At 63.1% G+C, this 26150-nt stretch carries 21 protein-coding genes and 1 tRNA gene; 12 read left to right on the top strand and 10 right to left on the bottom strand.

The features are described 5' to 3' along the window. From K1X71_18750 to K1X71_18760, 3 genes are all read right to left on the bottom strand, one after another. A partial coding sequence (locus K1X71_18750) for a hypothetical protein (protein ID MBX7075185.1) occupies positions 1 to 1032 on the bottom strand: 1032 nt, incomplete at its 3' end. After that, positions 1032 to 1295: a nucleotide pyrophosphohydrolase gene (locus K1X71_18755; GenBank protein ID MBX7075186.1), complete on the bottom strand. Its 264-nt coding sequence runs from the start codon at positions 1293 to 1295 to the stop codon at positions 1032 to 1034. The genes K1X71_18750 and K1X71_18755, both read right to left, overlap by 1 nt. Before the next feature lie 74 nt (positions 1296 to 1369). After that, positions 1370 to 4234 (bottom strand): tetratricopeptide repeat protein, encoded by a 2865-nt coding sequence (locus K1X71_18760; protein ID MBX7075187.1) that lies wholly within the window; start codon positions 4232 to 4234, stop codon positions 1370 to 1372. A 191-nt stretch (positions 4235 to 4425) separates the two neighbouring features. On the opposite strand from K1X71_18760, the gene metG reads away from it, so the two are divergent. Next, entirely contained in the window at positions 4426 to 4761 is a 336-nt protein-coding gene (gene metG / locus K1X71_18765) for a methionine--tRNA ligase subunit beta (GenBank protein MBX7075188.1), read from the top strand. A gap of 43 nt (positions 4762 to 4804) precedes the next feature. Here the strand turns inward: metG and K1X71_18770 are convergent, their stop codons facing one another. Both K1X71_18770 and K1X71_18775 read right to left on the bottom strand, forming a co-directional pair. Then, positions 4805 to 5095: a GYD domain-containing protein gene (locus K1X71_18770; protein ID MBX7075189.1), complete on the bottom strand. Its 291-nt coding sequence runs from the start codon at positions 5093 to 5095 to the stop codon at positions 4805 to 4807. 36 nt (positions 5096 to 5131) lie between these two features. Further along, positions 5132 to 7156 carry a hypothetical protein gene (locus K1X71_18775; protein ID MBX7075190.1) on the bottom strand — a complete coding sequence of 675 codons (2025 nt, stop codon included), beginning with the start codon at positions 7154 to 7156 and terminating at the stop codon, positions 5132 to 5134. A gap of 269 nt (positions 7157 to 7425) precedes the next feature. On the opposite strand from K1X71_18775, the gene K1X71_18780 reads away from it, so the two are divergent. Then, positions 7426 to 8385, top strand: coding sequence for a DUF1559 domain-containing protein (locus K1X71_18780; protein ID MBX7075191.1), 960 nt, complete (start codon positions 7426 to 7428; stop codon positions 8383 to 8385). Continuing rightward, positions 8385 to 8849, top strand: a complete 465-nt coding sequence (locus tag K1X71_18785; GenBank protein MBX7075192.1) for a DUF4198 domain-containing protein — start codon at positions 8385 to 8387, stop codon at positions 8847 to 8849. Before K1X71_18780 ends, K1X71_18785 begins: the two co-directional genes overlap by 1 nt. 45 nt (positions 8850 to 8894) lie before the next feature. Here K1X71_18785 and K1X71_18790 read toward each other — a convergent pair whose 3' ends face one another. The 3 genes from K1X71_18790 to K1X71_18800 form a co-directional block, all read right to left on the bottom strand. Then, a complete protein-coding gene (locus tag K1X71_18790; protein ID MBX7075193.1) occupies positions 8895 to 9125 on the bottom strand; it encodes a BON domain-containing protein in 231 nt (76 codons plus the stop codon). A 218-nt stretch (positions 9126 to 9343) separates the two neighbouring features. After that, on the bottom strand, positions 9344 to 10897 hold the full coding sequence (gltX, locus tag K1X71_18795) for a glutamate--tRNA ligase (protein MBX7075194.1): 1554 nt from the start codon (positions 10895 to 10897) through the stop codon (positions 9344 to 9346). A 129-nt stretch (positions 10898 to 11026) separates the two neighbouring features. Continuing rightward, entirely contained in the window at positions 11027 to 12094 is a 1068-nt protein-coding gene (locus tag K1X71_18800) for a hypothetical protein (GenBank protein ID MBX7075195.1), read from the bottom strand. Positions 12095 to 12413: 319 nt separating this feature from the next. Between K1X71_18800 and K1X71_18805 the strand changes: the two genes are divergently transcribed. From K1X71_18805 to K1X71_18840, 8 genes are all read left to right on the top strand, one after another. Then, the gene (locus K1X71_18805) at positions 12414 to 14039 is read left to right on the top strand and encodes a glycosyltransferase family 39 protein (GenBank protein MBX7075196.1); all 1626 of its coding nucleotides are present in this window, start codon (positions 12414 to 12416) and stop codon (positions 14037 to 14039) included. 27 nt (positions 14040 to 14066) lie between these two features. Further along, a complete protein-coding gene (locus K1X71_18810; protein ID MBX7075197.1) occupies positions 14067 to 14798 on the top strand; it encodes a class I SAM-dependent methyltransferase in 732 nt (243 codons plus the stop codon). Beyond that, the gene (locus K1X71_18815) at positions 14795 to 16432 is read left to right on the top strand and encodes an alkaline phosphatase family protein (protein ID MBX7075198.1); all 1638 of its coding nucleotides are present in this window, start codon (positions 14795 to 14797) and stop codon (positions 16430 to 16432) included. Before K1X71_18810 ends, K1X71_18815 begins: the two co-directional genes overlap by 4 nt. Positions 16433 to 16525: 93 nt before the next feature. Next, positions 16526 to 16903 (top strand): hypothetical protein, encoded by a 378-nt coding sequence (locus tag K1X71_18820; GenBank protein MBX7075199.1) that lies wholly within the window; start codon positions 16526 to 16528, stop codon positions 16901 to 16903. A gap of 346 nt (positions 16904 to 17249) precedes the next feature. Continuing rightward, positions 17250 to 18317, top strand: a complete 1068-nt coding sequence (locus K1X71_18825; GenBank protein MBX7075200.1) for a DUF1559 domain-containing protein — start codon at positions 17250 to 17252, stop codon at positions 18315 to 18317. A gap of 1 nt (position 18318) precedes the next feature. Beyond that, positions 18319 to 20013, top strand: coding sequence for a hypothetical protein (locus K1X71_18830; protein ID MBX7075201.1), 1695 nt, complete (start codon positions 18319 to 18321; stop codon positions 20011 to 20013). A gap of 463 nt (positions 20014 to 20476) precedes the next feature. Further along, on the top strand, positions 20477 to 21553 hold the full coding sequence (locus K1X71_18835) for a hypothetical protein (protein MBX7075202.1): 1077 nt from the start codon (positions 20477 to 20479) through the stop codon (positions 21551 to 21553). A gap of 2 nt (positions 21554 to 21555) precedes the next feature. Continuing rightward, positions 21556 to 23184, top strand: a complete 1629-nt coding sequence (locus K1X71_18840; GenBank protein ID MBX7075203.1) for a DUF1573 domain-containing protein — start codon at positions 21556 to 21558, stop codon at positions 23182 to 23184. Between the two features lie 167 nt (positions 23185 to 23351). On the opposite strand, the gene K1X71_18845 is transcribed toward K1X71_18840, so the two are convergent. Both K1X71_18845 and rho read right to left on the bottom strand, forming a co-directional pair. Beyond that, positions 23352 to 23433, bottom strand: a tRNA-Ser gene (locus tag K1X71_18845). Positions 23434 to 23508: 75 nt separating this feature from the next. Beyond that, on the bottom strand, positions 23509 to 24816 hold the full coding sequence (gene rho / locus K1X71_18850; GenBank protein ID MBX7075204.1) for a transcription termination factor Rho: 1308 nt from the start codon (positions 24814 to 24816) through the stop codon (positions 23509 to 23511). An 843-nt stretch (positions 24817 to 25659) separates the two neighbouring features. On the opposite strand from rho, the gene K1X71_18855 reads away from it, so the two are divergent. Next, positions 25660 to 26150, top strand: a 491-nt coding sequence (locus K1X71_18855) for a thioredoxin family protein (protein ID MBX7075205.1), incomplete at its 3' end; no start/stop codon positions are given.

Raw genomic sequence — 26150 nt, forward strand, 5'->3', positions numbered from 1 at the left:
GACTTCGCCAAAGCCGAGCGGCGAACGAATCACCAGCGGCAGGTCGTCGCCGACCTGCGCCGCGACTTCACCGCGCGCGGCGGCAATTTGCGCGGCGGGTAGACGACCATCGCCGCCGCGCGAGCGGGCAGGCTCTGGCAGCGGCTCGGTCGCGGAGATGAAGGTCTCCAGCGAGCGGCTGGGGCGCGCGAGCGTGGCGCCGGCGTAGCGCCCCGGCACGAAGCTGGCGAGCGGGCCGCCTGGGCCTAGCAGTTCGTCGGCGCTGGCGCCGACGGAGAGGACCAGCTTGCCGCCGCGCTCGACCCACTGGCGCAGCGCGACCAGTTGCGCGCTGGTCTCGCTGAGGGGGCGATAAATCTCGGCATTGCTGGTGGAGAGGATCAGACAATCGACCGTGTCGTAACCGTACCAGCGGGTGGGAAGCTGCGCGACGCTGTTTACCTCGACATATCGCGACTCGTAGCCGCTGGCGAGCGCGGTGTTGCGTGCCCGCAAGGCGCCCTCGACGCCGATTGAGCCGCCGATGCCGACCAGCAGTTCTTGCTCGGTGAGCAGCGCGGTGCGCTGGTGCGTGGCGTCGGCTTCAAAGCGGGGGGCGAAGACGCGGCGGGCCACCACATCGCTGGCTTCGAGCGGGCCGCGGAGGAGCGCGACCTCGATATCGGCGTCGACGCGGCCCGGCTTGACGTAGAGCAAGGCACGGCTGGTTTGACCTGGGAGGAACTGATAAGGCCGCTCGCTGACGACCTGCGAGCGGGCTCCATCGCCATCGGGCAGGGTGACGCGAACGCGCGCGGTGAGCGACTGGCGCCCGCCGCGAACAGTCAGCTCGATCGGCGTCCAGTGGCCGACTTTGTAGAGATGGCCAAAGCCCATGCGGATGCCGACGATCGCGGGGTCTTGGTTCGCTTCCTGGGCGGCGGCGAGTTGCGGACAGGCGGCGGCGAGCAACAGCCCTAGCGCGCAGCGGCTGGCAAGTCGCCAAGGAAGGCGGCGTGCGGTTGGCGGGTCGATGGCGGCGCCGCGAGACATCAAGGCTTTTCCGCGTCGGAACATTGACAAATAAACTGCCCGCAGCCGGGACAGCCGGCGCCGTACTTGCGGGCGATGGCGGCAGTGAGATCGACGCCAGCCACATTGGCAATGGTGGCCAGCCAGGCGAGCACGTCGGCGAACTCTTCTTCGCGCTCGGTGTGCGTGCCGCTGCGCAGGGCGGCGGCCAGTTCGCCGACTTCCTCCATGAGCCACATGAAGGTGCCGTCGACGCCGCGCGCCAGGTCCTTTTCGAGGTACATGCGGCGAATCAAGGCTTGAAAATCGGCCAGCGTAAAGGCGGGCCGCGGCGGCTGGCCAGCGTCGGGGGATGGCGTCACTCGGAAAGGCTCTCCATCAAATCGGCGGCGGCGGGATCAGCGGGATTGACCTGCCTCAACTTCTCTAGCGCCGCGCGGGCTTTGGGTTTGTCGCCCGCTTGCAGGCAGGCGTCGGCCAGGGCGTGCAATAGGCCGGTGTCTTGTGGTTTCAGTTCGCAGGCAATTTCGTATTCTTCCACGGCCGGGCCGGCCTGGCCAAGCTCCAAGAGCGCGGCGGCGAGCAGACGGTGGGCGTCGGGGTCTTGCACATCGATATCGAGCACGCGGCGCGACCATTGCGCCGCGCGGTCGTAGTCGCCAGCGGCCAGGGCCATGTCGGCCAGCTTCTTGCGGACGGTGAGGTCGTCGCCGTCGAGCTCGGCGAGCCGTACTAGCACCGGCGCAAGCTGCGCGTCTTGCCGTGAGAGCAGATAAACGCGCGCCAGCGCCTTGAGCGGACGGATATCGTCGGGCTGACGTTGGCTTAGCATTTGATACCAACGCGCCGCCTCCGCATAGTCCCGGCTCTTGAGTTTGAGACTCGCCAGCAGGCCGGCCAACCGCGGATCGGGCGCGGCGGGGTCGATGGCGGCCTCGATCACGGCCAACGCCTCGGCGTCTTCGCCGGTCAATAGATGCAGCCGAGCCAGCACATAACTGGCAGCCGGATCTTTGGGCAACTTGGCCAGCACTCGCTCGGCCTGCTGGCGGGCGGCGGGATAGTGCTTGGCGTTGACCTGCGCCACGGCGAGCCGGGCGGCGAGATCGAGTTTGTCGGGAGACTCGGCGACCGCCTGCTCTAGTTCGGCCAGCGACAGCGTCTCGACGGATTGGTTGGTTTTCAGGCCCGCGACGATCTCGTGCAGATAGGCGACGTACTCCTTTTCGAAATCGGCCTGCTCGACGCCAAAGCAGCGCTTGAGCGCCGCGCGGGTATCGAGGTTGTCGGCATAGGCGGCCAGCAATTTGGCGAACGCGTCGTCGCCATATTTTTTTAAGAGCAACTCGGCATAGAGCTCCGCCTGGCAGTAGGCCATTTGCCAGTTCTCGCTGGTCTCGGGCCGGATGAAGCCGAGATTGATGTTGTCGAGATTGAAGATTTCTCCCTTAGGGACGCGCTCGGCCAACAGGGCGTTCCACTCCTGCGCGCGGGGGAAGCCTTCGTTCCACACGGCCAGCGCCTCGGTGAACCAATGGGGGATGTTGAAGTTGGTTTGCTGCAAGTTGACGACATGCACAAACTCATGCTTGAGCACGCGCGCCCAGTTGAACTTGTGTTGGCCATCGTTGGGGGAGGCCATGGCCACCATCTTGCCAGCGCAGGCGCCGACCGTGCCGATGAACGGCAGGCCGACCATGCGGGCGCTGAACCAGCCATGCCCACTGGTGTTCTTGGCGGAGCTGAAGATTTCGAACAGCGATTTGCCAGGCACCTGGTAGCCGAGCAATTGGCAGAGTTCGGGATAGACCTGCTCCAGATGGCGAGCGGCGTAGCGGGCGAGGAGTTTGTCTTTGGCGGGATCGAAGCGAATGACGAAGTGCTCTGTCTCCAAGGTGTCGTAGCCGTCGAGGACTTCCAGCACTTGGAGGGTATTGCTGACGCGCAGATTGAAGGGATCGACCTGGGCGGCCTCGGTCAACAGTTCGCGGGCGCGGGGTTCGTTGCCTAAGCGCATGTAGAGCATGCCGAGGCCGGCGCGCGGGCCGACGAGGCGGGGCATGCGTTCGAGCGCTTGCAGGAAGTAGGCTTCGGCGGCGTCGAAGCGGCGGCGTTCTTCGAGCCGGGTGGCGAGGGCGAAATAGAAGCCGCCGGCATGGGGATTGAGTTCGACGACCTGGCGCATGATGTTGCCGGCGCGCGAGTCGGGGTCATCTTCGGCATTGGCGCGGTAGCCGTCGAGAGCCACATAGGCGGCGGCCAGTCGAGCGCGCGTCTCCTCGCTGACGGGGTCGAGCGCAAGGGTCGCTTGCAGATATTTTTCCGCCTCGGCCACCTGGAAGTTGGCCATTAACAGATCGGCCTGGGCGTGCCGCGCGGAAAGCAGATTGGGGTTGATCTCGCGCGCGCGATCGATTGCCGCGCGGGCGCGATCCATGTCGTAGCGCTGCAGCGCCAGATGGGCAATGGCGGCATGCGCCTCGGCGGCGGCCGGATTGATGGCCAGCGCCTGGCTAAACTGCCGATCGGCTTCGGCCTGATTGAATTTTTCGAGGAACAACTGGCCGGCTTCGAGATGCGCTTGCCAGGCGGTGGCGTCGAGCTTTAGAACGTCGGGATAAAGCTCGTTGACCAGAAAATGAAACTGGTCGCTGGCGCGGTTCCAGCGGGCATGGATCGCGGCGGCGCGGCCGATGAGGATCAGATCGGCGGCGCTCCGTATCTCGTGGTCGTTGTAGTAGTCGATGAACCAGCGGTAGGCCGTTTCGGCTTCGCGGATTTGGCCGGTGGCGCGAAGCAGTTCGGCAGCGACCCAGCGAGCGAGGAGTTGGTTGTCGTCGAGCGCGCGGGACTCGTTGGCCATTTTGCGGGCATCTTCATGGCGGCCGCGCTCCAGGGCCAGGCGGGCCAACTCGGCCAGCGCGCGGGCCTGGTCGGGTTTGGACTGCGCAGCGCCGTGTGCGGCGCGAAGATGTCGCTCGGCGTCGTCGAGTTGACCGCGACTGGCGGCCACGCGGGCCAAGCCGATTGCCGACTCGAAGGGCTGCGAGCTGGCGAGGCCAGTGAAGGCGTCGGCCGCTTCGTCGTATTTTCCGGTGGCCAAGAGGCGCTGCGCGGCGGCGGGTTCGTCGCCCTGGTCGGCGGCTTGGACAGTGGCGTGGACAGCGCCCCAGACGGCCAGCGAACTAGCGAGCGCGATCAACAAGTTTTGAGCGACACGCATCGGAATGGGAAATTCTCTCGACGGCGGAGTGCGACTGTCTTAGTTTACGCTAGCCGCGCGTGGCGGTCGCCTCAACGGCGCCGCGGGGCATTGCCGCGAAGCGGGCTAAACCGGCATAATGGCGGCCCGTTTCGACCCGCCCTTGCGCAGTGACCCAGCCGCGCGGCGCCAAGTTAAGAGGAGAATCTTAGATGGAACCCAAGCCGCCGGTGACGTACGACGACTTTGCCAAGCTCGAATTGCGCGTGGCGAAGGTGCTAGCCGCCAAGGAGCACCCCAACGCCAACAAGCTGTTGCTGTTGCAGATTCAGGTGGGCGACGTGGAGAAGCAGATCGTGGCGGGGATTCGCGGGCACTATGAGCCGGACCAACTGGTGGGGCGGCAGATCGTGGTGGTGAACAATCTGGCGCCGGCCACCATTCGAGGGGAGGAGTCGAACGGCATGTTGTTGGCGGCGAGCGACGAGCAAGGAGTGGTGTTGTTGCGGCCCGACCGCGAGTGCGCCCCCGGCTCTGGGGTGAAGTGAGCGCACAGGGCGCACGCGCGATCGAACGGCCGCCACTAGCGCATCAGGCCTTGGGCAGCAAGGCTGGGAATTCGCTGCCGTCGAAGGCGCGCAGCATGGTGGTGCGCACATTGCCGGCGGCGCCAAGCTTGAGCACCAGCGACACCGCGGTCTTATCGTCGGGCGCGGTGAACACGATCAGGCCGTCGTACTTGCCGAGGGTCCAGACCTGCGACTCGACCGCGCCTTTCGCCTTGGCGACCGCCTTGGCAAAGGCTTCCGCCCGCGCCGGAGACTGGCCGACTTTGGCGATTCCCTTCTCTGTAAATGACAGCAGCACAGCGTAGCGAACCATGATGTTCCTTTCTTAGAAGTCAACGTTCAGCGGGAATCAGGTTTCAGACTTGTTTGCCGGCGCGACTCGCGCGCGGATGCGGGCATCGGCCGCCGCGGTGGTGTCGATGAGCAGCACGAGCGCGTGCTTGCCTGGCGCGAGCTGGACGCCGCCAGCTTCGCCGGGTGTCACCGGCTTGCCATTGAGCCAGGCGGTGACGCCGGCGCCGGGATTGATTTCCAATACGAACCGGCCGGGTTCGGTGGTTTCGAACTGGGCGCGGGCGACAGCGCGCGGGCTGTCGCCAAGCGGGAACAACTCGCGGGCCGGAACTTCGCCCGATAGTCGCGCGAAGGCGGCGCGCCAAGGCAGGTCGGCGGCGCTATCGAGAAACGCGGCGACCTGCGCGGCGGGCAGTTCGATCAGTTCATCGGGGAGAGGATCGAGCGTTTCGTAGCGAACGATGGATTGGCCCGCGGCCGGATCGGGCTTGTGGCGCGGCAGAGAGGCGACAAACCGCGCCAGGTCGGCGAAATCGTTTTTCTTCAAGCGGCTGACGACCCCCACCGGCATGAGCGAGCCCATCGGCTCGATCGCTTCGATCTGCCCCTTGGAGAGGCGCGTGTCGCCGCGCACCGGATCGCGGAGCAACAAGGTGGTTTCGCCTTCTTCGACCTTCACGCCCGAGAGGACCAGGCCGTCGACGGTCTGCACGGTGACGGCGGCGAACTTGGGGTTCACGACTTTGCTTGGCAGCAGGAGCGATTCGACGACATGCGCGAGGGTGGTGTCTGGCGGGAGAGTGGCCAGATCGGGGCCGACGTTGCCGCCGGCGCCTTGAATGGCGTGGCATTGCAGGCACTGCATTTCGCGGCGATGGAGGACTTCTTCGCCGCGGGAGGAATCGCCTCCGGTCTCGGCCATTTGGACCCAGTCGGCCAGTTGCTCTGGCGTGAGTTCGGTGACTTCGCCGACCAGGGTGGGATCGTTTTCGGCCGAGGCCATATCGGCGATCCAAGCGCGAATCAGATCGACGCCTTCTTGATGGACCAGGGTGCGGCCGTATTCGGGCATCATCACGCCGGGTTCGGTCGATTGGATGCGGTGGACAAGAATTGAATCGCCGGGGCGACCGGGGGTGATGTCGTAGCGGTGGCCGCCGCTGCCGCGCCCCGCCGCGATCGGAGACTTGAGCACGCCGTAGAGCGCAGGCTCGGCGACATCGGCGCCAAGATACAGGCCGGAGTTGCGGGCCGCGCCGCGCGGCTGATGGCAGTGTGCGCAATTGGCGTGCAGCCAGGAGCGGGCGCGATCGGCCACTGGCACACCGCTGGCCTCGCGCCAGTCGACCAGGCGCGGCAGGGGCGATCCGGACGGGAGGCCGGTGAGCATGCCCGAACCTGCCCAATGGGCCAGTTGCGATTTACCGGACTGCTGGATATTGAGTTGGGCGGCGTCGAGCGCCAATGGCTGGACGCGATTGGCGATTTTGTGGCAGCGTTTGCAGTCGTTGAAGTTGGGGACGATGTGGGTGGCGGGCGCGCGCACGCCCGCTTTGACCAGATCGGCCAGCGAGACTCGTTCGCCGACCACTTCCTGCTCGGCGGCGGTCTGCTCGGCGTTCCAGACAAAGGGAATGGCCAGCCAACCCTGGCTGGTGAGGGCCAGCACACGAGTTTCGACCCAGCGAATTGGCGCGTCGGGGGTGGTGGAGGTGGGATAACCAAGCGACTGCGCCACCAGCGTGCCGAGCGGAAATTTGAGATTGCCCTTGGCCTGGTACTGCGCCGCTTGACCGGGGGGCAGTTTGATGAAACGGCGCGAGAGGGCGTAGTCGTAAAATGGTTCGCTATTGATCTGATAGGCGACGACGCCGGCGGCTGGTTCCTGGTCGGCAAGGGCGCCTTGAAAGAGACCCAGGTCGGACAGTCGCTCTGGCGCGTCGGAGATGGTCCACTCGGCGGGGGACAGCGTTGCGACCACTTGATTGGTCGACGGTCGGCTGCAGCCAATGGCAATGGCCAACAACCATAGGAGCAGCACGAGACTCCGACTGAACTGAAATACCAACGATGGACGCATGAAGTAACCGGGTGCGGACCAAGTTCGAGAAAAGCGGAGATACTGCGGGGGTAGTCTAACGGAGGTCGAAACAGGATAAAAGCATCTGCTTTATTGGTGCGGCGAGCGACCGAAGGGACTTTTCGGACCTGGAAGAAACTGGAGTAAAACGTCGCGTGGCGAGTTTTTCGTCGGTCGCGATCAATTTTTCGCCAGCGCGGGGCGCTCGACTATGATTTCGCGCGGAACCAGGTCCTTACGGTAGCCTCACAGTAAAAAAGGGAATGGCCATGCGACAGCGGCCCCTACATGGTTTCACGCTCGTGGAATTGTTGGTGGTGATCGCCATCATTGGCATTTTGATTTCGCTGCTCTTGCCGGCGGTGCAGGCCGCGCGCGAGGCGGCGCGACGGATGCAATGCCAGAACAACCTGAAGCAACTGGTGCTGGCCGTACACAACTTTGAAAACGCGCGCAAAGAATATCCACTGGCGTATACCGCAAAGAACACGCCCGGCAAGAACAATTGGGTTCCGTTCGTGCTGCCTTATGTGGAGCAGCAGAGCTTGCTGGTGGGGTACGACCTGAACGTTAATTGGTGGTTGGAGCCCAACCGCAGCATCGTGGCCAAACCACTGGCGATCATGACTTGCGCGTCGACGCCGGGGGATGGTCGCATGCAGGATAAACCCGAGAAGACTCCGCCCAACAAGACGGGCGCCTGCGGCGACTATTTTGCGCCGGCGGGGGTTCACACCGATCTGAATCACTCGATGCCAAGCGATCAGCAGTTGCCCAGCGGCGCGGATTTGCGGGGCGTGCTCTGCTGGTGGGCCGAAACGAATCCGCGCAACCGCCCCGCCGATGTGCGCGATGGCTTGTCGAACACGATTATGCTCGGCGAGTGCGCGGGGCGCGAGGATGTGTGGCGCGGGCGCATCATGACCCCCGCGAATTTTACGAGCGCGCCACGGGTGCGTGCCCGCGGCGGCGCCTGGGCGACCACTGACAACGCCTATGACATTGGCCAGCGCAAGGCGTGGGACGCGGCGTTTGGGCCGATACCGGGGCAACTGGCGATCAACAACTCGAACGAATGGGGACATTGTTTTTACAGCTTTCACGACGACGGCGCGAATTTTGGTTTCGCCGATGGTTCGGTGCGCTTCATCGCCGAGACCGTGCCGTTGCCTTTGCTCGCGGCGCTGGTGACACGCTCGGGACAGGAAGCGGCGACGCTGGAAAACTGATGAGCGGCCAGCGAAAGCCAACCGTGTCGCGCTGGCGCCATGTTGTCGCGCGAAGTTCACTCTTGATCGCGCTGGCGGCGTGCGGCGGCTGTGGCGGCGACGGGTCCCCCGCGCGATATCCGGTGGAAGGACAGGTGCTGGTTGGCAGCAAGCCGGTGGCCGAGGCGACGGTGATCTTTCATCCGCTACAGGGCGCGCCGGCGGAACTGCCAAAACCCATAGGCACGACCGATGCCGAGGGGCGATTTCGACTGACGACGTTGACCCCTAGCGACGGGGCGGCGCCGGGAGAGTACGCCGTGACTGTTGAACTACGCGCACTCAAAGCGGTGGGCGAAGAAGAGGTGCGCGAAGGCAAGCATTTGTTGCCTGCCCGCTACGCGCGATCCGAAACATCGGGCCTGACACAGCAGGTGAGCGCGGGGCCGAATCGGTTGGCGCCGATCGTGCTTAAGGCGCGCTAGCCGATTGAGCAGACCTAGTAGCCCGCTCAATGTTTCGACTGGCTGCTAGCTCCAGCTCACTTCTAGCTGGTTGTCGATGGCCTCGACCCCTTCCACATGGCGGACGAGTTCTTGAGCCATCTGCTTCTGATAGTAGGAGCGGACGACTCCCTTGAGCACCACGCGGCCGGCGCCGGTTTCGAATCGCAGGTGGCCGCGCGGGATATGGGGGTTTCGGGCGATGACCGCCGAGACGGCGGTTTGCAATTCGGCGGAGGGAGCGGGAATGGTCGACATGCGGATCACTGGGTATTGGGAGAGAGGACAAGCGCCGCCACGGAGAGAGCCGGGCGCCGTCAGACGCCGGCGCGCTTGCAGAGTGGACGCTAGCGTTATCGGATCGGCGGAGCGCTAAAGTTGAATGGCGATTTCAAGAAAACTGCGTGAAGACGCCCGATCGGGTTCTGGCGGCCGTTTGCGCGGAGTTTGCCGGTTTGGCGGAGAAACCGGGGCCGTTAAATGCGCTTTAGCGCGGCGTCGATGCGGGCCAATGACCTGGGCTGACCGAGGATCGCCAGACAATCGTACAGTCCGGGGCCGACCGCCTTGCCGGTGGTGGCCACGCGGACGGCGTGAATGATGTCGCCGATTTTGACGCCTCGGCTATCGATGAACTGCTGCACCGCCTGCTCGATGGCTGGGGGTTCGAAGGGTGCGAGCGCGGCGAACTGGTCGCGCAGGCCGGAAAGCAAATCGGCGGCGCCGGGCTTGCGCAGCCGTTTTTCAAAGGCGTCTTCGTCGTAGGTCAATTGTTCTGTGAAAAAGAAGTCGGCGTAGGCCAGAATGTCGCCCGCGACTTTGAGGCGGTCGCCCGAGGCCTCGATCACGGCGAGCAGCGTTTGCAGATCGGCGGTCGACGCGGGATCGGCGATCAATCCGGCGCGCTGCATGTAGGGGAGCATCATCGCCAGCTTGTCGTCGCTGGACAGCTCGCGCATGTAATGGTCTTGAAAAGCCCAGAGCTTTTTGGGGTCGAAGCTCGCGCTGGCCTTGGTCACGCGATCGAGCGTGAAGACGTGCAGCAATTGCTCGCGCGAGAAGAACTCGGTGTGATCGTCGAGCGACCAACCCAAGAGACAGAGGTAATTGAGAATCGCCTCGGGCAGATAGCCCACCTGCTCGTAGAACTCGACGATCACGGGGTTGAAGGCGTCGATCGCGGCGGCGAGGCCGAGGCGATCGGCGATCTCCTTGCCGTGCTGATAGACCTGGGCGAAGTCGCGATTCTTGAGATAGGTGTCTAGCTTTCGCTTGCTGAGCTTGTTCTTGCTGCCCGGCTCGGCCACGAATGGCAGGTGGGCATAGACGGGCAGGGGATAGTCGAGCGATTGGGCGATGAAGATTTGCCTTGGTGTATTCGACAAATGTTCCTCGGCGCGGACGACGTGCGTGATTTGCAATGCGTGATCGTCGACGACGCTGGCCAAATGGTAGAGGCAGGAGCCATCGGCGCGCTGGATGACGTGGTCTTGTTCGCGAGCCCATTCGAACTCGACCTGTCCGCGCACCAGATCGTCGATGACCAGCTTGCCTTCGCGCGGCATCTTGAGGCGGACGACGGCGGCGCGCCCTTCGGCGGCCAGGCGGGCATTGTCGGCGGGCGTCTCGGCCATCCAGCGGCGGCTGTACAGAAAGGGGCGCTTTTCTTTTTGCGCCGCTTCGCGTTCGGCCTGAATCTCTTCGGTGGTGGCGTAATCGCGGTAGGCGAAGCCGCCGGCCAGCAGTTGCTCGACCGCCGCTTGATAGGTGGCTTGCCGCTGCGATTGATAGTAGGGGGCGTGGGGGCCGCCGACATCGGGGCCTTCGTCCCAGTCGATGCCGAGCCACTTGAGGCCATGCAGGATGGGGGCCAACGCGCTCTCGAGGTTGCGCTGCTGGTCGGTGTCGTCGATGCGGAGGATGAATTGTCCGCCGTGACGCCGGGCGAAGAGCCAGCAAAACAGCGCGGTGCGCACGCCGCCAATGTGCAGGTAGCCGGTGGGACTGGGAGCGAAGCGGGTACGAACCATCAGTGCGAATCCAATAGAGAGTGGCGCCGGCGCGGACCAGAGGAATCCCTGGCCGGAAACGAGATTAAACCCCGCAGGGCAGCGGCACGGAAGGGGCCAACCGCTGGCGACCTGTCGTGAACATCGGCGTTAGTCGTATTGGCGGTCGCTCGATCGGCGCATCGCGCGGCGTTCGGCCTTGGAGAGTCGCTGTCCGGCGCTAGCGTGCGCCGAGTCGACACGCAATTGGGGGCGGCTGGCGGCAGTGGCCGGCGCGGGGCTGTCCGCGGCGGCGGCGCTCTTGGCGGGGAGCGCGGCTGTTTCTTTCGCGGCGCGCTTTTTACGCGGTTTGGCCGACGCGCCGAGCTCGCCGCGCGATTCGAGCAAGGTGAACCGCGCGAAGACCAGCGTCGAGAAGAGGATGAGGAGGTCGCCCGCCATCTCCAGGCCTTCTTCGAGCATGATGCCGCGGGCGCCCGATTGCGGCAGCAGCGCTTCGAGCTGCGTGGCGACGGCCGCCAACAGGCAGAGCGCGGCGGAAACAAAGCCGACCAGCGCCAAACGGCAGGAGCTGAACTGAAACACGAGCCGTCCGCCAATGGCCAACAGCACCAGTCCATAGCCGAGCGCCCACCACAGCGAGCCATCGCCATGGATGCGCGTGCCGGCGAGGCCGGACATCATTTCCTTGAAGCCTTCGTGGAGGCTGGCCGATTCGTCGATGCTCATCACCAGCCAGGCGATGGCGGCCCAGAGCCAGATGCGGTAGCGGCCGTGGTAGTCGTCTGGCCGATGGCGACGGATGGAGAACACCAAGAGCGACGCGAGCGCGGCGAGCCCCAGTGTGACGGAACTGAACCAGACGGCCAGGCTGCCTTCGCCATCGAGATCGAAGGCGGCGATAGCGCCATCGGTGGTGTGCGCGGCGAAGCGCGGCATATAGAAGTACAAGGCCTCCAGACCGGCGATGAACAAGGCGCCAGCTAGGAACCAGAGCGAGAGGGCGAGCCACGATTGGGGGACGAGATCGCCGACGCGCGGCTGACCGCCATGAAAGCCGGGGTCGCCATATTTGGCCGCTTCGCCACGGCGGCGAGCGCGCGGAGCGGCGCCAGCGGCGGGCGCGCCGTCGTCGTCGGCTACGGACGCAGCGGACGGACTGGCTTCCTCGCCGAGGACTCGACGGCGGCGATCATCACGTTGTCGGGAAGTTTGCATATCGGGTGGCGGATCTTATCGAGGCGAGGATTTGGGCGCAAGACAGACTGGGCGGATTACGTGCGCGGACGACGGGGCGCGGACGGTCAAATATTGACGATGCGGCGACTGGCCGCGCGAACCGCGCCCTTGTCACTTCGGCATTCGGCGCGGGGCGGCTGCAATCGCGCTTGCGCCGCGCGATGCTGGCGCCGGCAGCTAGCGTGCTGACGTGGTTGGCTGGCAACTCGCGTTGACCCATTTTGTCGATCGGGATTACGCTGCTCACCGCTTTGCTTCAACTTTCCCCATCGACTCGATTCGCGAGGGCCTGCGCACGATGCCGCGCCGCTGCGATTTATGGGCGCTCGCTGGACTGCTGCTGGCAGCCGGGCTGGCGCAGTGGACAGTCTGTATTCGAGCCGTGGCGCCGGCGCAAGACGCCGTGCGATACATCGCGCAGGCGCAGCGGATTGAAAAGGATGGATTGGCCGCGACCCTTCGCGCCCAGACCGACGCGCCGCTCTACCCGGCGCTGGTCCGCGCGGCGCATCGACTGGCGCGGCCGCAAGGTGGCGCGTGGCTGCGCTCGGCGCAGTGGGTGGCGGCCAGCATGGCGGCGCTGTGCGTGATTCCGGTGTATGCGCTATTGGCGCCGTGGCTGGGGCGCGGCAAGGCGGCGCTGGCGACGATTCTTTTTGCGCTGCTGCCCGAGGTCGCCCGACTGGGTGCCGACGCGCTGGCCGACAGCACGCATTTGTTGTTGTTCTTGACGGCGCTGGCGCTGCTGGTATCGGCGATGCGAGACGCCGCGGAGCGGGCCAGTCGCTGGAAATTGCTGGGCTGTGGGGTATGCGTGGGGCTGTCGCTGCTCGCGCGGAGCGAGGCCTTGACGCTGCTGCCCGCCGTGGCGCTGGCGTGGTGGCTGGTGCGCCGCCAGTTGGAGCGAGAGCAAGTGATCCGATTGGGAGGATCGCTCGCGCTGGGACTGGCTGGCGTTTATGGCGCCTATTTGTTGTACACACATGCGCTGTCGCTCGACGCGATGCAGGCGCGGCTGATGGGACGACACGCCGCGGATTCGGCGGCGCTACTGAATGTGGCGACTCCGGCGCCGATTGCCAGCGCGCTGCCGCCGGATTGGCGCACCGAGGAGGGGGACGTTTTTGACTTCACCCGCAAGGACGGCAGCACCAGTTTGCGGCGCGGCGGATACCTTGAGGCCGCTCGCCAGTACACCGGCGAGTTCGGCAACTTAATCACGCTGCCGCTATTGCCGCTGATGTTGGTTGGCGTGCTGAAGATGCGGCACGCGCGCAACTGCCTGCCGGGGCGTTTTTTGTTTTTGTTTTTCTGCATGTATTCGCTTTTAGTGTTGTGGCACGCGGCGGAGGTGGGATATCTGTCGAGTCGGCATTTGCTTCCCTTGGCGCCGATCGCTCTGGGGTGGGCAGGTCACGGCGCCGTGATCGCGGCGCAATGGTCGCGGCGGTGGCTGGCGGGCGTATTGGCGCCGCGCGAACTATTGCGCGGTTGGCGGCCGGTGCGGCTGCTCGCGCTGCTGCTCGTTGGCTTGTGCGTACCGAGCTTGCTGAAGCCCGCACACGCCAGCCGGTTGGGACATCGGCGGGCGGCGGCGTGGTTGGCCGAACATGCGGCGGCGAGCGACATGGTGCTCGACACGCGCGGCTGGTCGGCGTTGTACACCGAGATGCCGACGTTTCGGCACGAGGCGGGGGCGCAAGCGCTGGCGAACCCGGCGCTGCGCTATGTGGTGGTGGAGCGCGAGGAACTGCTGTTCGACAGCCGCCGGGCGCGCACGTTGCGGGCGGTGCTGGGCACATCGGCCGAGTTGGTGGGCTCGTTCCACGCGGCGGAAGTGAAGCCGGAGAAGGCGGTGCTGGTGTATCGCTGGGATCCGCAGCGCTTTGCCGCCAGTTATGGGCGCGGCGCGGTGCGCCGCTAGATCACACGTAGGACCGAGGCCAATCCGATGCGCGAGCATGTGCGAGATTTCGTCGCCGCGGCGGCTGAGCGCTTTCCGACGCGCGGCGCGATTTATGAGTTCGGCTCGTACCAGGTGGAAGAGCAAGGCGCCGGCGCCGACCTGCGCACGCTGTTTCCGGATCGGCCGTATGTGGGTTGCGACATGCGCCCTGGACCGGGCGTGGACCGCGTGGAGGACATCTCGCGGTTGACGCTGGACAACGACTCGGCGGCGATGATCATCTGCGTGGAGACGCTGGAGCACGTCTTTGAGACGCGCCGCGCGGTGGATGAGATGGTGCGCGTGCTGGCGCCGGGGGGGATGGTGCTCATCAGCATGCCGTTTCATTTTCGCATTCATGGCTACCCGGACGACTATTGGCGGATTACGCCGTCGTGCCTGACGCGGCTACTGGAACCCTTGGCGGCGACGATCATTGGCTCGCAAGGACCGGAAGCGACGCCGAACACGGTGTACGGGGTGGGGTTCAAGGCGCCGGCTCCGGCGGCGTTCGTGGCCGACGCGGCGCGCTTCGTCGAAGGGTTTCAAGCGCGGCTCGACGAGCGCCGGACGCTAGCGCCCCACAAGCGCGCCCGCCGCGCTTGGCGGTGGCTGTTTTCGACCAAGGCGGAACGGCGCCGGTTGAGCAAGTACTACGAAGCGCGATTCGCGATCTGCGGGGCGTCGATCGGCGCCGCCGCCAGCGCGCGCCGCCAGGCGCTGGGAGCCTTGACGTGAACGACGATTCGCACATGGCGCCGCGCGCCGAGCGCGTGATGCTGATCGGACTCGACGGCGCCACCTGGGATGTGCTGACCCCGTTGGCGGAGTTGGGGGTGATGCCGAGCTTGGCGCGGCTGATGAGCGAGGCGGCGCTGGGCACGCTGACGAGCGTGCGGCCGTGCATTACGCCGGCGGCCTGGGGCACGCTGCAAACGGGGGTCGATCCGCTGACGCATGGCGTGCTCGACTATCGTTACTTCGACCACGAGCGGCGGCAGGTGCTGCTCAACTCGACGCGGCGCCTGGCGGCGCCGACGTTGTTCGAGCTGTTGGCCGCGCGAGGAGAGTCGGTGGTGTCGTTGGGCGCGCCGGTGACCTGGCCCGCGCGCGTATCGCCGCCGAGCATCGTGGTGGGGGGGGTCGATTGCCCCTCGATCGAAGCCGCGCTGGCGCCGTATCCGCGGTTTGCCGAAGCGCTGGCGCGGGCCGGCGCCCGGCTGTCGCTGGATATGGTGTGGAACCGCCGCCCACGCGACCTGTCGGAACTGCGGGCAAACATCGCGGCGACTCGGCAGAACATTCAGGCGCAGACGATCGCTGCCGGCGTGGCCGACCAACAATGCGACTGGCGGCTGATGACAGTGCAGTATCAGGTGCTCGACGCGCTGCAACATCGCGCGTGGCACTTGCTGGCCAATCCGCTGGTGGCCGAACCGCATCCCTGGTCGCGCGAACTGCACCAGTGCTTTGCCGAACTCGATCGAGCGCTGGGCACATTGATCGAACTGGCCGACCGGCGGCGCGCGGCGCTGGTGGTGCTGAGCGATCATGGGTTTGGCGGATTCCGCGAGAAGATTTCGATTCGCGAGTTATTGCGCCGGCGCGATCTGCTGACGCCCGCGACCCGTTGGCAGCGATTGGAATATCGCGCAGCGCGGACGGTGTGGAAGCTGCGCCGCGGCGCGACCAAGCGACTGACGGGCAACAGTTCTCGCGCGCTGCAGCGCCCGCTCGGCTCGTTGGCCGCGCTCGATTGGCGGCGCACGCGGGCGCTGTCGCTGCACGGCGCCATCGCAGGACTGGTGTATCTCAATACGCCAGAGCGTTTTGGCCGAGGGCCGGTCGATACGGCGGGGCGCTACGATGAGGCGCTAGCCGAGACATTGGCCGCGTTTCGCGAAGCGCGGCATCACGAAACGGGAGAACCGCTGTTTGTCGAGGCGATCGCCACGCGCGAGCGAATCGACGGCGATCCTTGCGAGCGCGGACTGCCCGACGTGATGGCGATTCCGGCGGACGGCTTTCATACGCGTTCGAAGCCGGACCGGCGGCCGCGCTTGCTGCCGGCCGATCCGGAGATGGCGGGCACGCACCGCGCGGAGGGGGTATTGTTGGTCCGGGCCTCGGGTGTGCGGACGGGCGTGGGGCACGAGGCGCACTTGCGCGACATCGCGCCGACAGTGCTGGCCCTGTTGGGACTTGCGCCCAGCGGCATGGAGGGGAGCAGCTTGTCGACGCTGTGGGGAGAGGCGCCGGCGGAACCGGTGGCGCGGCGGCGGCCGGCGCGGCTACAACAGGCAGGATCGGGCGCCGACGAAGAATCGGCGGCGGCGGAAGGCCGATTGCGAGCGTTGGGTTACATCGAGTGATACGATGACCGCTGGTGGCGGCGTGAGTGTCGCCGCTGCTGGCAAGACAGGCGCCGCAAGCCCTGCCACTTGTGCTCCGAAAGGAGTTCTCCGATGCGCTCGCAACGATTCGTCGCTTTGCTCACCGTGGTCAACTTGGGAATTCTGGCATCGCTCTTGCTGGCGGCCAAGCCAACCAACCCGAGCGACACCGTGGCGCCGTCGGTGGTCCGCGCGCAGGCCATTGAACTGGTCGACGCCGACGGCAACGTGCGCGTGCAACTTCACCTGGGCCAAGACGGCGGTGGCAGCTTGCGGATGCGCGACGCCAAGGGGGAGGTGCGCGTCAAGATGCAGGCCCTGCCCGACGGGGCGGGATTGTTGTTCTTGAACGGCAACACCGAGCCGGCCGTGCAACTGGGCACGAGTGAAAAAGGAACCGGCCTGACGTTGATTGACCTCGACAAGAAAGAGCGTGTGATCGCGCCGTGAGGGGAGAAACTCTTGGTCGCCCGCAGGAGCTTGGACTGTGGCGCCAAGCACGCGGCGCACTCCTCGGCGGCCGATCGTTGGCGCCGACGCGACTGACGAATTTTTTAATTCGCCGACATTTTGGTTTTGTCGCGTCAGTACTTGCGCCTGCCCCTGACATCTGGTGTCAGGGGGGCTCCGCGTCGCCGTGTTATGTTGACCAGCTTTTCGCCGTGGCGATGCACGGCGCGGCTTTCAGATTTGCTTGATTTTTTGTTGAAATCGCGCGCTGACGTTGCTAAATTCAGCGGCGCGACATGAGCGCCTTTCATTTGCGGCCCATCGTGGCGGGAAGCGGAGGTGGTCGATGGATGGCAGCGACTCTCGGCGTGGGGTTTCTTTACTCGAACTTCTGATCGTTGGCGGCATTGTCTCGCTGCTGATCGCGTTGACTCTGCCCGCCGTGCAGTCAGCGCGTGAATCGTCGCGGCGGGCAATGTGCGGTAACCATCTTCGCCAAATCGGCATTGCTCTGCAGGCGTACGAGTCCGCGCTGGGATCATTTCCCAGCGGCGCGATTGTGGGTTCCGGCCAGACCATGGCAGAAATTCTCCTAACCGGCCCGAGTGACGTCGCCTTTCACGCAAATGGACTTGCCCTATTGCTCCCTCATCTTGAGCAGACGGCATTACACAGCGCTTATAACTTTAGTCGCCGCTGGGATAAGCAGCGAGATCACATTGTCGATCAAGTCATTCCCGTTTTCGTTTGCCCTTCCGCCTCACATGACAATCCGTACACGGTCGCGGGCTTGGAAGTGTTTTTCGATGTCGGCAACACATTTGGGCTCTCCGATTTCATTTTTTGCAAGGGTGTTTTTGATGGCTGGTGCCTGTACCCGTCAATAGTTCCGAAGGACGAACGAGGAATGTTCGATGCCTCGTTTTTGGGCGGCAAAACCAGTTTTACGGTGCGAGCGTCCCAAATTACCGATGGCCTGAGCAATACACTTGCGATGGGCGAAGGGGCTTGCGGCTGGCCCGTGTGCGCTGGCGTGGACTGCTCGCACGACTCGGGATCGATATCGGCAAACGCCTGGGCGGGACAACCCAACTTCGCCGACGTTGCACAGCATGGGCTGCTGATGACGAGCACCTTCGGTTCGACCATAGAGCCGCTGAACAAACGACCTGTCACCCAGACCGTTGTTGATGCTGTGCCCGGCAATGCGGCGGGCGTGTTCACGTGCGCGTGCAGCACGGATTGGAATCAAACAGGCCGTAAGACCGCCAAGGGGCAGACGAGCGGATTTCGCAGCGATCATCCTGGCGGAGCACAGTTTCTCTATGCTGATGGTTCGGTCCAGTTCGTTCAAGAGAGCGTCGACTTGGCTGTATATCGTCAGCAGTCGACGATACAAGGCAAGGACGAATGACATGGGCAGAGTCGTCTGGTTTGGAGTGGCAGTCGGCAGTGGTTTAGCTGCAGGACTCCTGCTGTCATTGGCCTTTCCCCCGTATCGCTTTGGCTTTCTCGCTTGGTTTTGCTTGATTCCAGCAGCCTTATGTTTGAGGCCCCTAAAATCATCGCTGCCAGTCGCTTTGGCTTTGGTATCGGGGTCCATCGCATTCCATCTCGCGGCCCTCGGATTCATCAGACAGGCTTCGACAACTGGCCACTTCGGTCCCTACACCGTCTTATGGATAGCGACCGCTTTGACCGCAGCCGCAGCTTGGTCGGCGGGTTTTTGCCTGGCACGCTTTGCGCTTCCGACCAGCTGGCCGCTTGCGATTTTATTTCCGCTCGTCTACTTGTTTGCAGAACTCACAAGGCGGGCGGTATTCGTTTTTGTAGACGGCATGGGATTCCCGTTCTTAGAGCTCGGTTTCACGCAGATTGACTCTCCCATAGCCCAAATGGCCGCTCTCGGCGGCGTTCCGCTGATTTCTTTTCTCCTGGCCGGTTGCAATGGAGTAGCCGCCGATTTAGCGCTTGGTGGCAAGCACTCCAAATCATTGGCGATTGCGACCGGTTTGGCCATCGGTGCTACTTGGATGTACGGCGAACAATGCTTGCGGCACGATGGCATGGCAGACGGCCCTCGGGTCGCAGTCGGACTTTGGGGCCTTGATGAAGATCTGTCTGAGCGTCTGCCACCTTGTGACTTGCTCGTGTTTGCCGAGACCTGTTTTCCAGGCGCGATCGTGGAATACGATCACGGATTGTCAGCACGCCGACGCAAACAAGGTATCCGTGAGGCGAGTTCAATGCTGCCGGTTCAGTTCGCGCCTGAACTGGATAATGAGACGCTGGAGCCACGCCACATTGCCCGACGATTTTCCGCGGCGCTTGTCATTGGCTGTCGTCGGGCTTTTATCACGAATACGCGAACTCGCGTTTACAACTCAGCCTTGTACGTCGATGAAACCGGCCGACGGGGTTGCTATGACAAGATCGCTCTCGCTGCGGGTGGCGACTTTGTCCCGTACTTCGCTGGTTTACTCCATGTCATTCCCATCGACCAAGCATTCGCGAACGTGCCACGGCTAGAAGATCCCAGTTTTGCGAACCCCATCGGTTTTGATCGTGGCTCGGACTACCCAGCGTTCACCTTGGGCGTCCATCGCTTCGCTGCCACCATTTGCTACGACTCGTGCTTTCCTTTCATCTATCGTCGCTTGATGCGGAATCGCCCCGATTTCTTTGTGCAGTGCGGCAACGAAACCATCGACTCGCGGGGCGTCGGCAGGTCAACTTTGCTTACAATGTCGCGATTTCGCGCCATCGAATGTCGCCGAGCAATCGCTCGTTCCGTATCTGGCGGATATTCAGCGATCATCGACGGCAATGGACGATTGCGCGATGTTGTTTCGACCGCTCGGCCCGTCGTGGCCGCGATTCCCCTCGACCAGCGGAACACTTTGTATTCCTTTGCCGGCAATTGGACTGCGCAGTTCGTCGCCACGGTCGTCGTGGCCCGGCTGTTTTACCGTTTTGTTGTTAGGAGGTTCTCGAGATGGTTCAGATTCGATTCCTTCTCATCGGGTGTGCACTGGCTGCCGGCGGTATGGCGGAATATTGCCGCCAACAAGCAGACTCAAGTTTGCTCAACGACGCGGAGCTTGTTTTAACTCGCGGCGGCGCGGGGGGCGGCTGTAATTGGTATTCGACAATTGTTGGTTGTACATCGACCCCGCAATGCAGAGAAGCTAGTCCACCTGACTGCAGTGCTGATTGTTCGACTGCCTGCAGCGCGAACGGCACCTACACCGCAGTTACTCAAGGAACCACGGAAAGCATTGACAGCACCACGACCAGGGATTGCGGTATGACGCTCGACCCCTCGATGTCCGCCGTCAGCTGCACCCAGCCAAATGTGGGGATCCCATTGTGTTATTGTACCGGATTCGCAGTCTACACAAACCAGCCTTGCCAGAAGAGCGATAATTCTGTCACTCATTGCTGATCGAGCGTCTACCCTGCCTACCGGCCCCGTGGCCGGTAGGTCATTTCACCAGAAAGTCGAGTATGCTCCGATATCCGTTCCTAATACTGTTGCTAGCGTCATCAGCGGTAGCTTCCGACGAGCAGAACGTGACGTTGGAAGAAGCGATTGCCGCGTACCAAGCGGCATGCGAGGCGGCAACTGCAACTGCATTCGATTTAAACGTCACCGAATCTTTGTACCGCTATTTTCAGCCGGTGAGCGCAGCCGATCCGAATCAAACGCTACAGGCGCTGTCAGAGCCCAAACTCGATTCAACAAAGAAGAGTCGCCAATTCTTTCAGGACGGGAAATACTGCGTCGAGCTTCTGGACCAAGACGGCCGACGAATTGCAACACGTGCGGCGCTCGTCGTCTGGGATAAAGAAAAAGAGAAATTATTTACCCAGGCCGACCGGAGTGGATTGATTCGTCCCTACACCACCACGATGCCATCGCCGTTCGCGACCAACTATCTAACGCTTTTCATGTTGTGCGACGGCCATGTCACCTTTTCGGAAATGCTTAGGAAACGCGCGGACAAGGCCACGATCGAGCAAGAAAATGGATTGATCGTCTTGTCCTCCATGCCCGACCCCTCTCGAAACGAGCACTACTGCAAGTTCGGTTTTCGGTTGAGACTCGATCCGGCGGCAGGCTTCCTTCCGCGGCGCATCGACTTCTACATGCAGACGAAGCCTGATGAGAAACTGTTGCACGCCTTAAGCAGTGAAAACGAGCTGATGCAATTCGAGTCCGGGGTGTGGCTGCCCTCCAAAACGCGTCAAACCATCTATCTGACGATGCAATCGCCAGCGGCCGCGGCATTTTTCGGCCGGCCGTCGGGGCACCGCGATATCGTCGTGGACCTCGCTCACTCCAGCTTTGACGCGCAAGTGCCGCCAGATGTGTTCAAACTTGAATTTCCCACAGGGACTCAGGTCTACGATCAAGTCCGGCAGGTCACCTATCGCGCCGGCGCCGACAGCCGCCAACATTACCTGAAATCCATGGCTAAGGCCGGCGCCTTGGGAATCGAGGAACTCAAACGCTCGAACCCACGGATGACCCTGGCGACCGTTGATTCGCGAAGCGGAAGCGCTTGGCTTTGGGCGGGCATCATCTTCGGCGCCGTGACTGTCGCCGCATTTTTGTTGTGGTCATTTCGAAAGATTCGGGCTGCCTAATCATGTTCAACCCAATTCCACTCGCCGTAGCGCTATTGTTATTACCGGCCACGGCTGACCGTGCGATTGATTTTCAGAAGACTTGCGGACAAAACTCACTTTGGATGGCATGCGACATCCTCGGAAAATCCATCGACATTGAGGAGGTGGACCGGCTACTTCCAGCGGATGATCATGGGCTCGTGTCATTTGCTGACCTTAAAGGAGCCCTCAATAAGCTGGGATTTTACCCCCTGGCAATTGAAACTGGGTTGTCGCAACTGCAACTCGTACCACCGCCGGCAATATTGCATGTCAAGTCGGTCGCCGGCCAGAATGAGGGCGATCATTACGTGCTGTTTCTCGGTTTCGACCGGTCGGGCAGCATTGCCTTGCTCGATCCGCCGGCCCCGCCAACGGCTTACACCGCGGACGTTTTTCGCAAGATATGGACTGGACGTGTTCTGGCGATATGCAAGTCACCGGACGAGGCGCGCAGCCTACTTGCCGCATTGGACCGAGGGACCAACGTAACAGTCCGTAATGCGACATTCTGGGGAGCGCTTGCCATCGCATTCGCAGGCTGTGCGTTCTTGTTTGGCTTCAAGAACCGATACGGCAGCAGCCTGAAGGCCGCAATCGCAGCACTTGGCTTATGCGCCGTTTCGCTGCCTGGTTGCCGCCCCGCGCCAGCGGCTGGCCTCGCGCCGCATCTCGTACTGAAAGAGGATCACATTAATTTAGGGATCATTCCTCGATCCAAGCCGGCCTTGGCTCGCATTACATTAAGCAATACAGGACCGGGGAACTTGCGAGTCATGCAAATCGGAACTTCGTGCAGTTGCACGCTGGCGGAACCACCATCCGAAGTGCCGCCAGGAAAACAGGGTGTGCTACTGATCAAGGTTCCGAAGCCTGAGGCTGGACCCAAGAGCGCTCGTGTACTCATTCGGTCAAACGACCCGGACAGCCCGCACGAGTTATTCGTCTCTTGGTATGGCGAGTCTCCACCGTCGTTCGCCCCACCGAAGATTGATGTGACGGCAGAGGGCGGCAAACCATTTCGGCGGACGGTTTTTCTCAACTACGCCAGTGGCGACCCGCAACAGCAGCTTTCGGTCAAGGAGATTAAAACAACGGGCCCCGATTTTCAACTTCGTTTGATCTCTTCGCGTGCGAAAGAGACTGTCTCATCGCGTCAAGTGTCCAACCTCAACAGTATCGTGGCCGAGTTGCCGTTTGAGTTCAGTTGCGCCACGGTGTCAGGAGTGATCGAAGGAGAATGCACCGTAACGGCGGAACTGGCTGGCACGGTGATCCATGTTCCGCTATCGGTCCGCGTGCAAGAGGCGGCGCAATTGGCGGCCGCGCCGAAATCGCTATTCGTCAGCGGTCGATGCGAACAGCTCGAAGGCGTCAAACGCTCGCTTAGAATTACGTCGAGGTTCTCGGGGAAACCGCGGATCAGCTTCCTTCCACCGACTGAATTATTGCACTCGGAGGTTGTCGAGAAAGAGCCGGGAGTATTTTCAGTCCAGATCCAGATCACACGCAGACCCGAGGACAACTACCAAGGTCGGATACTAGTGCAGATTGAGGACCAAGCGGCGGCGAAGTGCGAAATTCCTATATCGGTCCTGGTTTTCAATTAGACGAACGAAACAAGCGCCCCGGGCTAGTGACAGGCGCCCCGTTGGGGCGCACAAAGGCGGAGACCAAATTCTCAAGGGCCAGACGCGCGCGTGTGGACAGGCCGCCACCGTTTTGCGACATGCCGAAGGCGCGCGGGCTAATCACTTGTGGGAATCAACAACTGAAGCGGAGGGCACGGGACTCGAACCCGCAACCGGTTTCCCGGCACGACATTTCCAGTGTCGCCGCTAGCCATTCGCTTACCCTCCGAGGCACGCGCTGTCGGCGCCGCAGAACAATCGTATCCGCTGGCGAAAGCGCGTGGCAAGTGCGCGGGCGCGCGATCAATCGGAAGCGCCGGCGCCGGCGATCAGCTTGATGAACTCGGCGTTGGACTTGAACTTGCCGAGCTTGGAGGTGAGCTGCTCCATCGCGTCGACATGGTGCATCTGACTGAGCGTGCGGCGGAGCATGGTGACCGCGTGCAGCGTATCGGGCTCGAGCAGCTTTTCTTCGCGGCGGGTGCCCGATTGCGAGATGTCGATCGAGGGCCACACGCGGCGGTCGGCCAGCTTGCGGTCGAGCACCAGTTCCATGTTGCCGGTGCCTTTGAACTCTTGAAAGATCAACTCGTCCATGCGGCTGCCGGTGTCGATCAGCGCGGTGGCCACGATGGTCAGCGAGCCCCCCTCTTCGAACACGCGAGCGGTGGCGAAGAGCTTTTTGGGGATATCGAGCGCTTTGACGTCGACGCCGCCCGACATGGTGCGGCCGGTGTTGCCGACCCACTTGTTGAAGGCGCGGGCCATGCGGGTGATGGAGTCCATGAGCAGGAAGACGTCTTTGCCCATCTCGACCAGGCGCTTGCAGCGTTCGACGGTGAGTTGGGCGATGCGCACATGGCTTTCGACGTCGCGATCGAGGCTGCTGGCCACCACCTCACCGTTGACCGAACGGCGCATGTCGGTGACTTCCTCGGGGCGCTCGTCGATGAGGAGGACGATGAGCTTGAGCTCGGGGTAGTTCTGGGAGATGGCCTGGCTGATGTGCTGCAGCAGCACGGTCTTGCCGGTGCGCGGCGGGGCCACGATCAGGGCGCGCTGCCCCTTGCCGAGCGGGGTGAGCAGATCCATCACGCGGGTAGAGAGGGGCTGCTGGCCGGTCTCTAGCTGCAGCCACGACTCGGGATTGATCGGGGTGAGGGAGTCGAAGTTCTTGACCGACGGGTAGTCCTGCGGGGGCAGGCCGTCGATGTCGAGGATTTCTTTGACGCGCGGCCCCTGCTGCTTGCGGGCGTGCTGCACCATGCCGTTGACCAGCACCCCTTCGCGCAGGGCGAAGCGTTCGATCATGGCGCCGGGGACGAAGGGATCGGTGCGTTCGCGCTGGTAGTTGTTGTTGGGATCGCGCAGAAAGCCGTAGCCATTGGGGTGGAGTTCCAGGACGCCGCTGGCCGGGGTCAGCGGGATCGGCTCGCCATTGGCTTCGCCGACTGGCTCCTGGTCGGGCCCTCCGTCTTGCGGGCGTGGCTGTTGATCCCAGCCGCCGCGGCCGCGTGGGCGAAAGCGTTGTCCGCCGCCGCCTCCGCCACCACCACCGCCGGGGCCCCCACGGCCGCGCGAGCGCGAGCGAGCCTTTTTTCGTTTGCCCATTCCACCGCCGCCACCTGGATTCATAGCGTGCTACCGGCGCATCGTGTGCGCAAAGAGGGAACTGAATCGAACTTCGATTGCCAGAGGCCCGATAGAGCGGGCGGGTGGACAATCACAACACATCAAACCGTTTGGGGGCGGAATACCGTCTTGGTACTTCGTCCGGAAGGCCTAGTTTGCAGCCAAGCTGCCAACGGGTAGGTTTCGCCCGAGATCGAAAAAACAGTTAACTCGCGTGGCTTTTGCGCCTTGGGTGGCGATGGGTTCGAGTGGCAGTCTTTCCGGCGTGACCGGCAAGACGAACCGCTCTTCATCGCGGCTCGCGTCGGCGGACCCGCGCGCGGAAACGAGCGGGCAGCCGGCGGAAGTTGAAGCTAACACCCCAGGTGCAGAAGCGAGTACAGTCGCCCTCTCATACCGCGGTTCTCTAACCGCCAAAGTTCTTGAGAGTTAGCCCTAAGAATCCTGACGAACTGGCGCTTCGCTGCGAAGCCTCGTTCGTTGTATCGCGCGCCGAAGGACGCTGATCTGCTAGATGAACGCCCGCGGGCCGCTACATGAGGGCCGCTATGTCTAGCCTAACACAACCGGAAGGGCCAGACGCTGTAACTACGCGAATCTTAATCTTATCTCGGATGGTGTCAAGATTTCGCTGCATGAGAAGTGGGAAAATCTAACGGCATTTGGGAAATCGTCAGCGGATTTGACCCATTTTCTCCCGTCTAGCCCGCACATTCGATCCACTCGTCAAGTTTTACTGAGTTTGTGGGGCGGAGCGTTCCGATAACAGGAAAAGACGGCCATTTTTGCCGATTTTGAACCAGCGCAGCAGGTTGCCACGTCATGCGATCTTTTGCCTTCGCCGCCTTGGGATGCCTAGTCACCTCCGCCGCCTTGGCACAGGCGCCGCCAACCACGGTTTGGCAGACCGATCTGGAGGCCGCCAAAAAGACCGCCCTTAAAAACGGGCAACCGGTGCTGGTGCATTTTGGCGCCCCGTGGTGCGCGCCGTGCAACAAGTTGGAAAACGAAGTCTTCAATCAGCCCGGCTTTGAGCAGGCGATCTCCTCTCTCTATGTGCCGGTGAAGCTGAACTGCGACAACCATCCCGAACTTTTGCGGCAATGGGGGGTGGACTCGGTGCCGACCGACGTGATCTTGTCGCCGCAGGGACAAGTGATTGCCAAGACGGCCAGCCCGCTCACGTTGGCAGAATACCTGGGGCGGATGAACCAGATTGCGCAAGGGGGGCGATCGCACATGCCGCAGCCTGGGGCGCCAGCCGGCGCCGCCTTGGCCGCCGCGCCAGCAGGCGGCGCGCCGATGGCGCCGCA

The organism is Pirellulales bacterium, assembly GCA_019694455.1.
In the GTDB taxonomy this organism is placed as follows: Bacteria; Planctomycetota; Planctomycetia; order Pirellulales; family JAEUIK01; genus JAIBBY01.

Coding starts and splice junctions, on each gene's coding strand:
- K1X71_18770 (MBX7075189.1), bottom strand. CDS start 5,095: ATGGTTCGCTACGCTGTGCTGCTGTCATTTACAGAGAAGGGAATCGCC.
- K1X71_18810 (MBX7075197.1), top strand. CDS start 14,067: ATGCGCGAGCATGTGCGAGATTTCGTCGCCGCGGCGGCTGAGCGCTTT.
- gltX (MBX7075194.1), bottom strand. CDS start 10,897: ATGGTTCGTACCCGCTTCGCTCCCAGTCCCACCGGCTACCTGCACATT.
- K1X71_18780 (MBX7075191.1), top strand. CDS start 7,426: ATGCGACAGCGGCCCCTACATGGTTTCACGCTCGTGGAATTGTTGGTG.
- K1X71_18760 (MBX7075187.1), bottom strand. CDS start 4,234: ATGCGTGTCGCTCAAAACTTGTTGATCGCGCTCGCTAGTTCGCTGGCC.
- K1X71_18820 (MBX7075199.1), top strand. CDS start 16,526: ATGCGCTCGCAACGATTCGTCGCTTTGCTCACCGTGGTCAACTTGGGA.
- K1X71_18830 (MBX7075201.1), top strand. CDS start 18,319: ATGGGCAGAGTCGTCTGGTTTGGAGTGGCAGTCGGCAGTGGTTTAGCT.
- K1X71_18840 (MBX7075203.1), top strand. CDS start 21,556: ATGTTCAACCCAATTCCACTCGCCGTAGCGCTATTGTTATTACCGGCC.
- rho (MBX7075204.1), bottom strand. CDS start 24,816: ATGGGCAAACGAAAAAAGGCTCGCTCGCGCTCGCGCGGCCGTGGGGGC.
- metG (MBX7075188.1), top strand. CDS start 4,426: ATGGAACCCAAGCCGCCGGTGACGTACGACGACTTTGCCAAGCTCGAA.
- K1X71_18790 (MBX7075193.1), bottom strand. CDS start 9,125: ATGTCGACCATTCCCGCTCCCTCCGCCGAATTGCAAACCGCCGTCTCG.
- K1X71_18785 (MBX7075192.1), top strand. CDS start 8,385: ATGAGCGGCCAGCGAAAGCCAACCGTGTCGCGCTGGCGCCATGTTGTC.
- K1X71_18800 (MBX7075195.1), bottom strand. CDS start 12,094: ATGCAAACTTCCCGACAACGTGATGATCGCCGCCGTCGAGTCCTCGGC.
- K1X71_18825 (MBX7075200.1), top strand. CDS start 17,250: ATGGATGGCAGCGACTCTCGGCGTGGGGTTTCTTTACTCGAACTTCTG.
- K1X71_18775 (MBX7075190.1), bottom strand. CDS start 7,156: ATGCGTCCATCGTTGGTATTTCAGTTCAGTCGGAGTCTCGTGCTGCTC.
- K1X71_18755 (MBX7075186.1), bottom strand. CDS start 1,295: ATGTACCTCGAAAAGGACCTGGCGCGCGGCGTCGACGGCACCTTCATG.
- K1X71_18805 (MBX7075196.1), top strand. CDS start 12,414: ATGCCGCGCCGCTGCGATTTATGGGCGCTCGCTGGACTGCTGCTGGCA.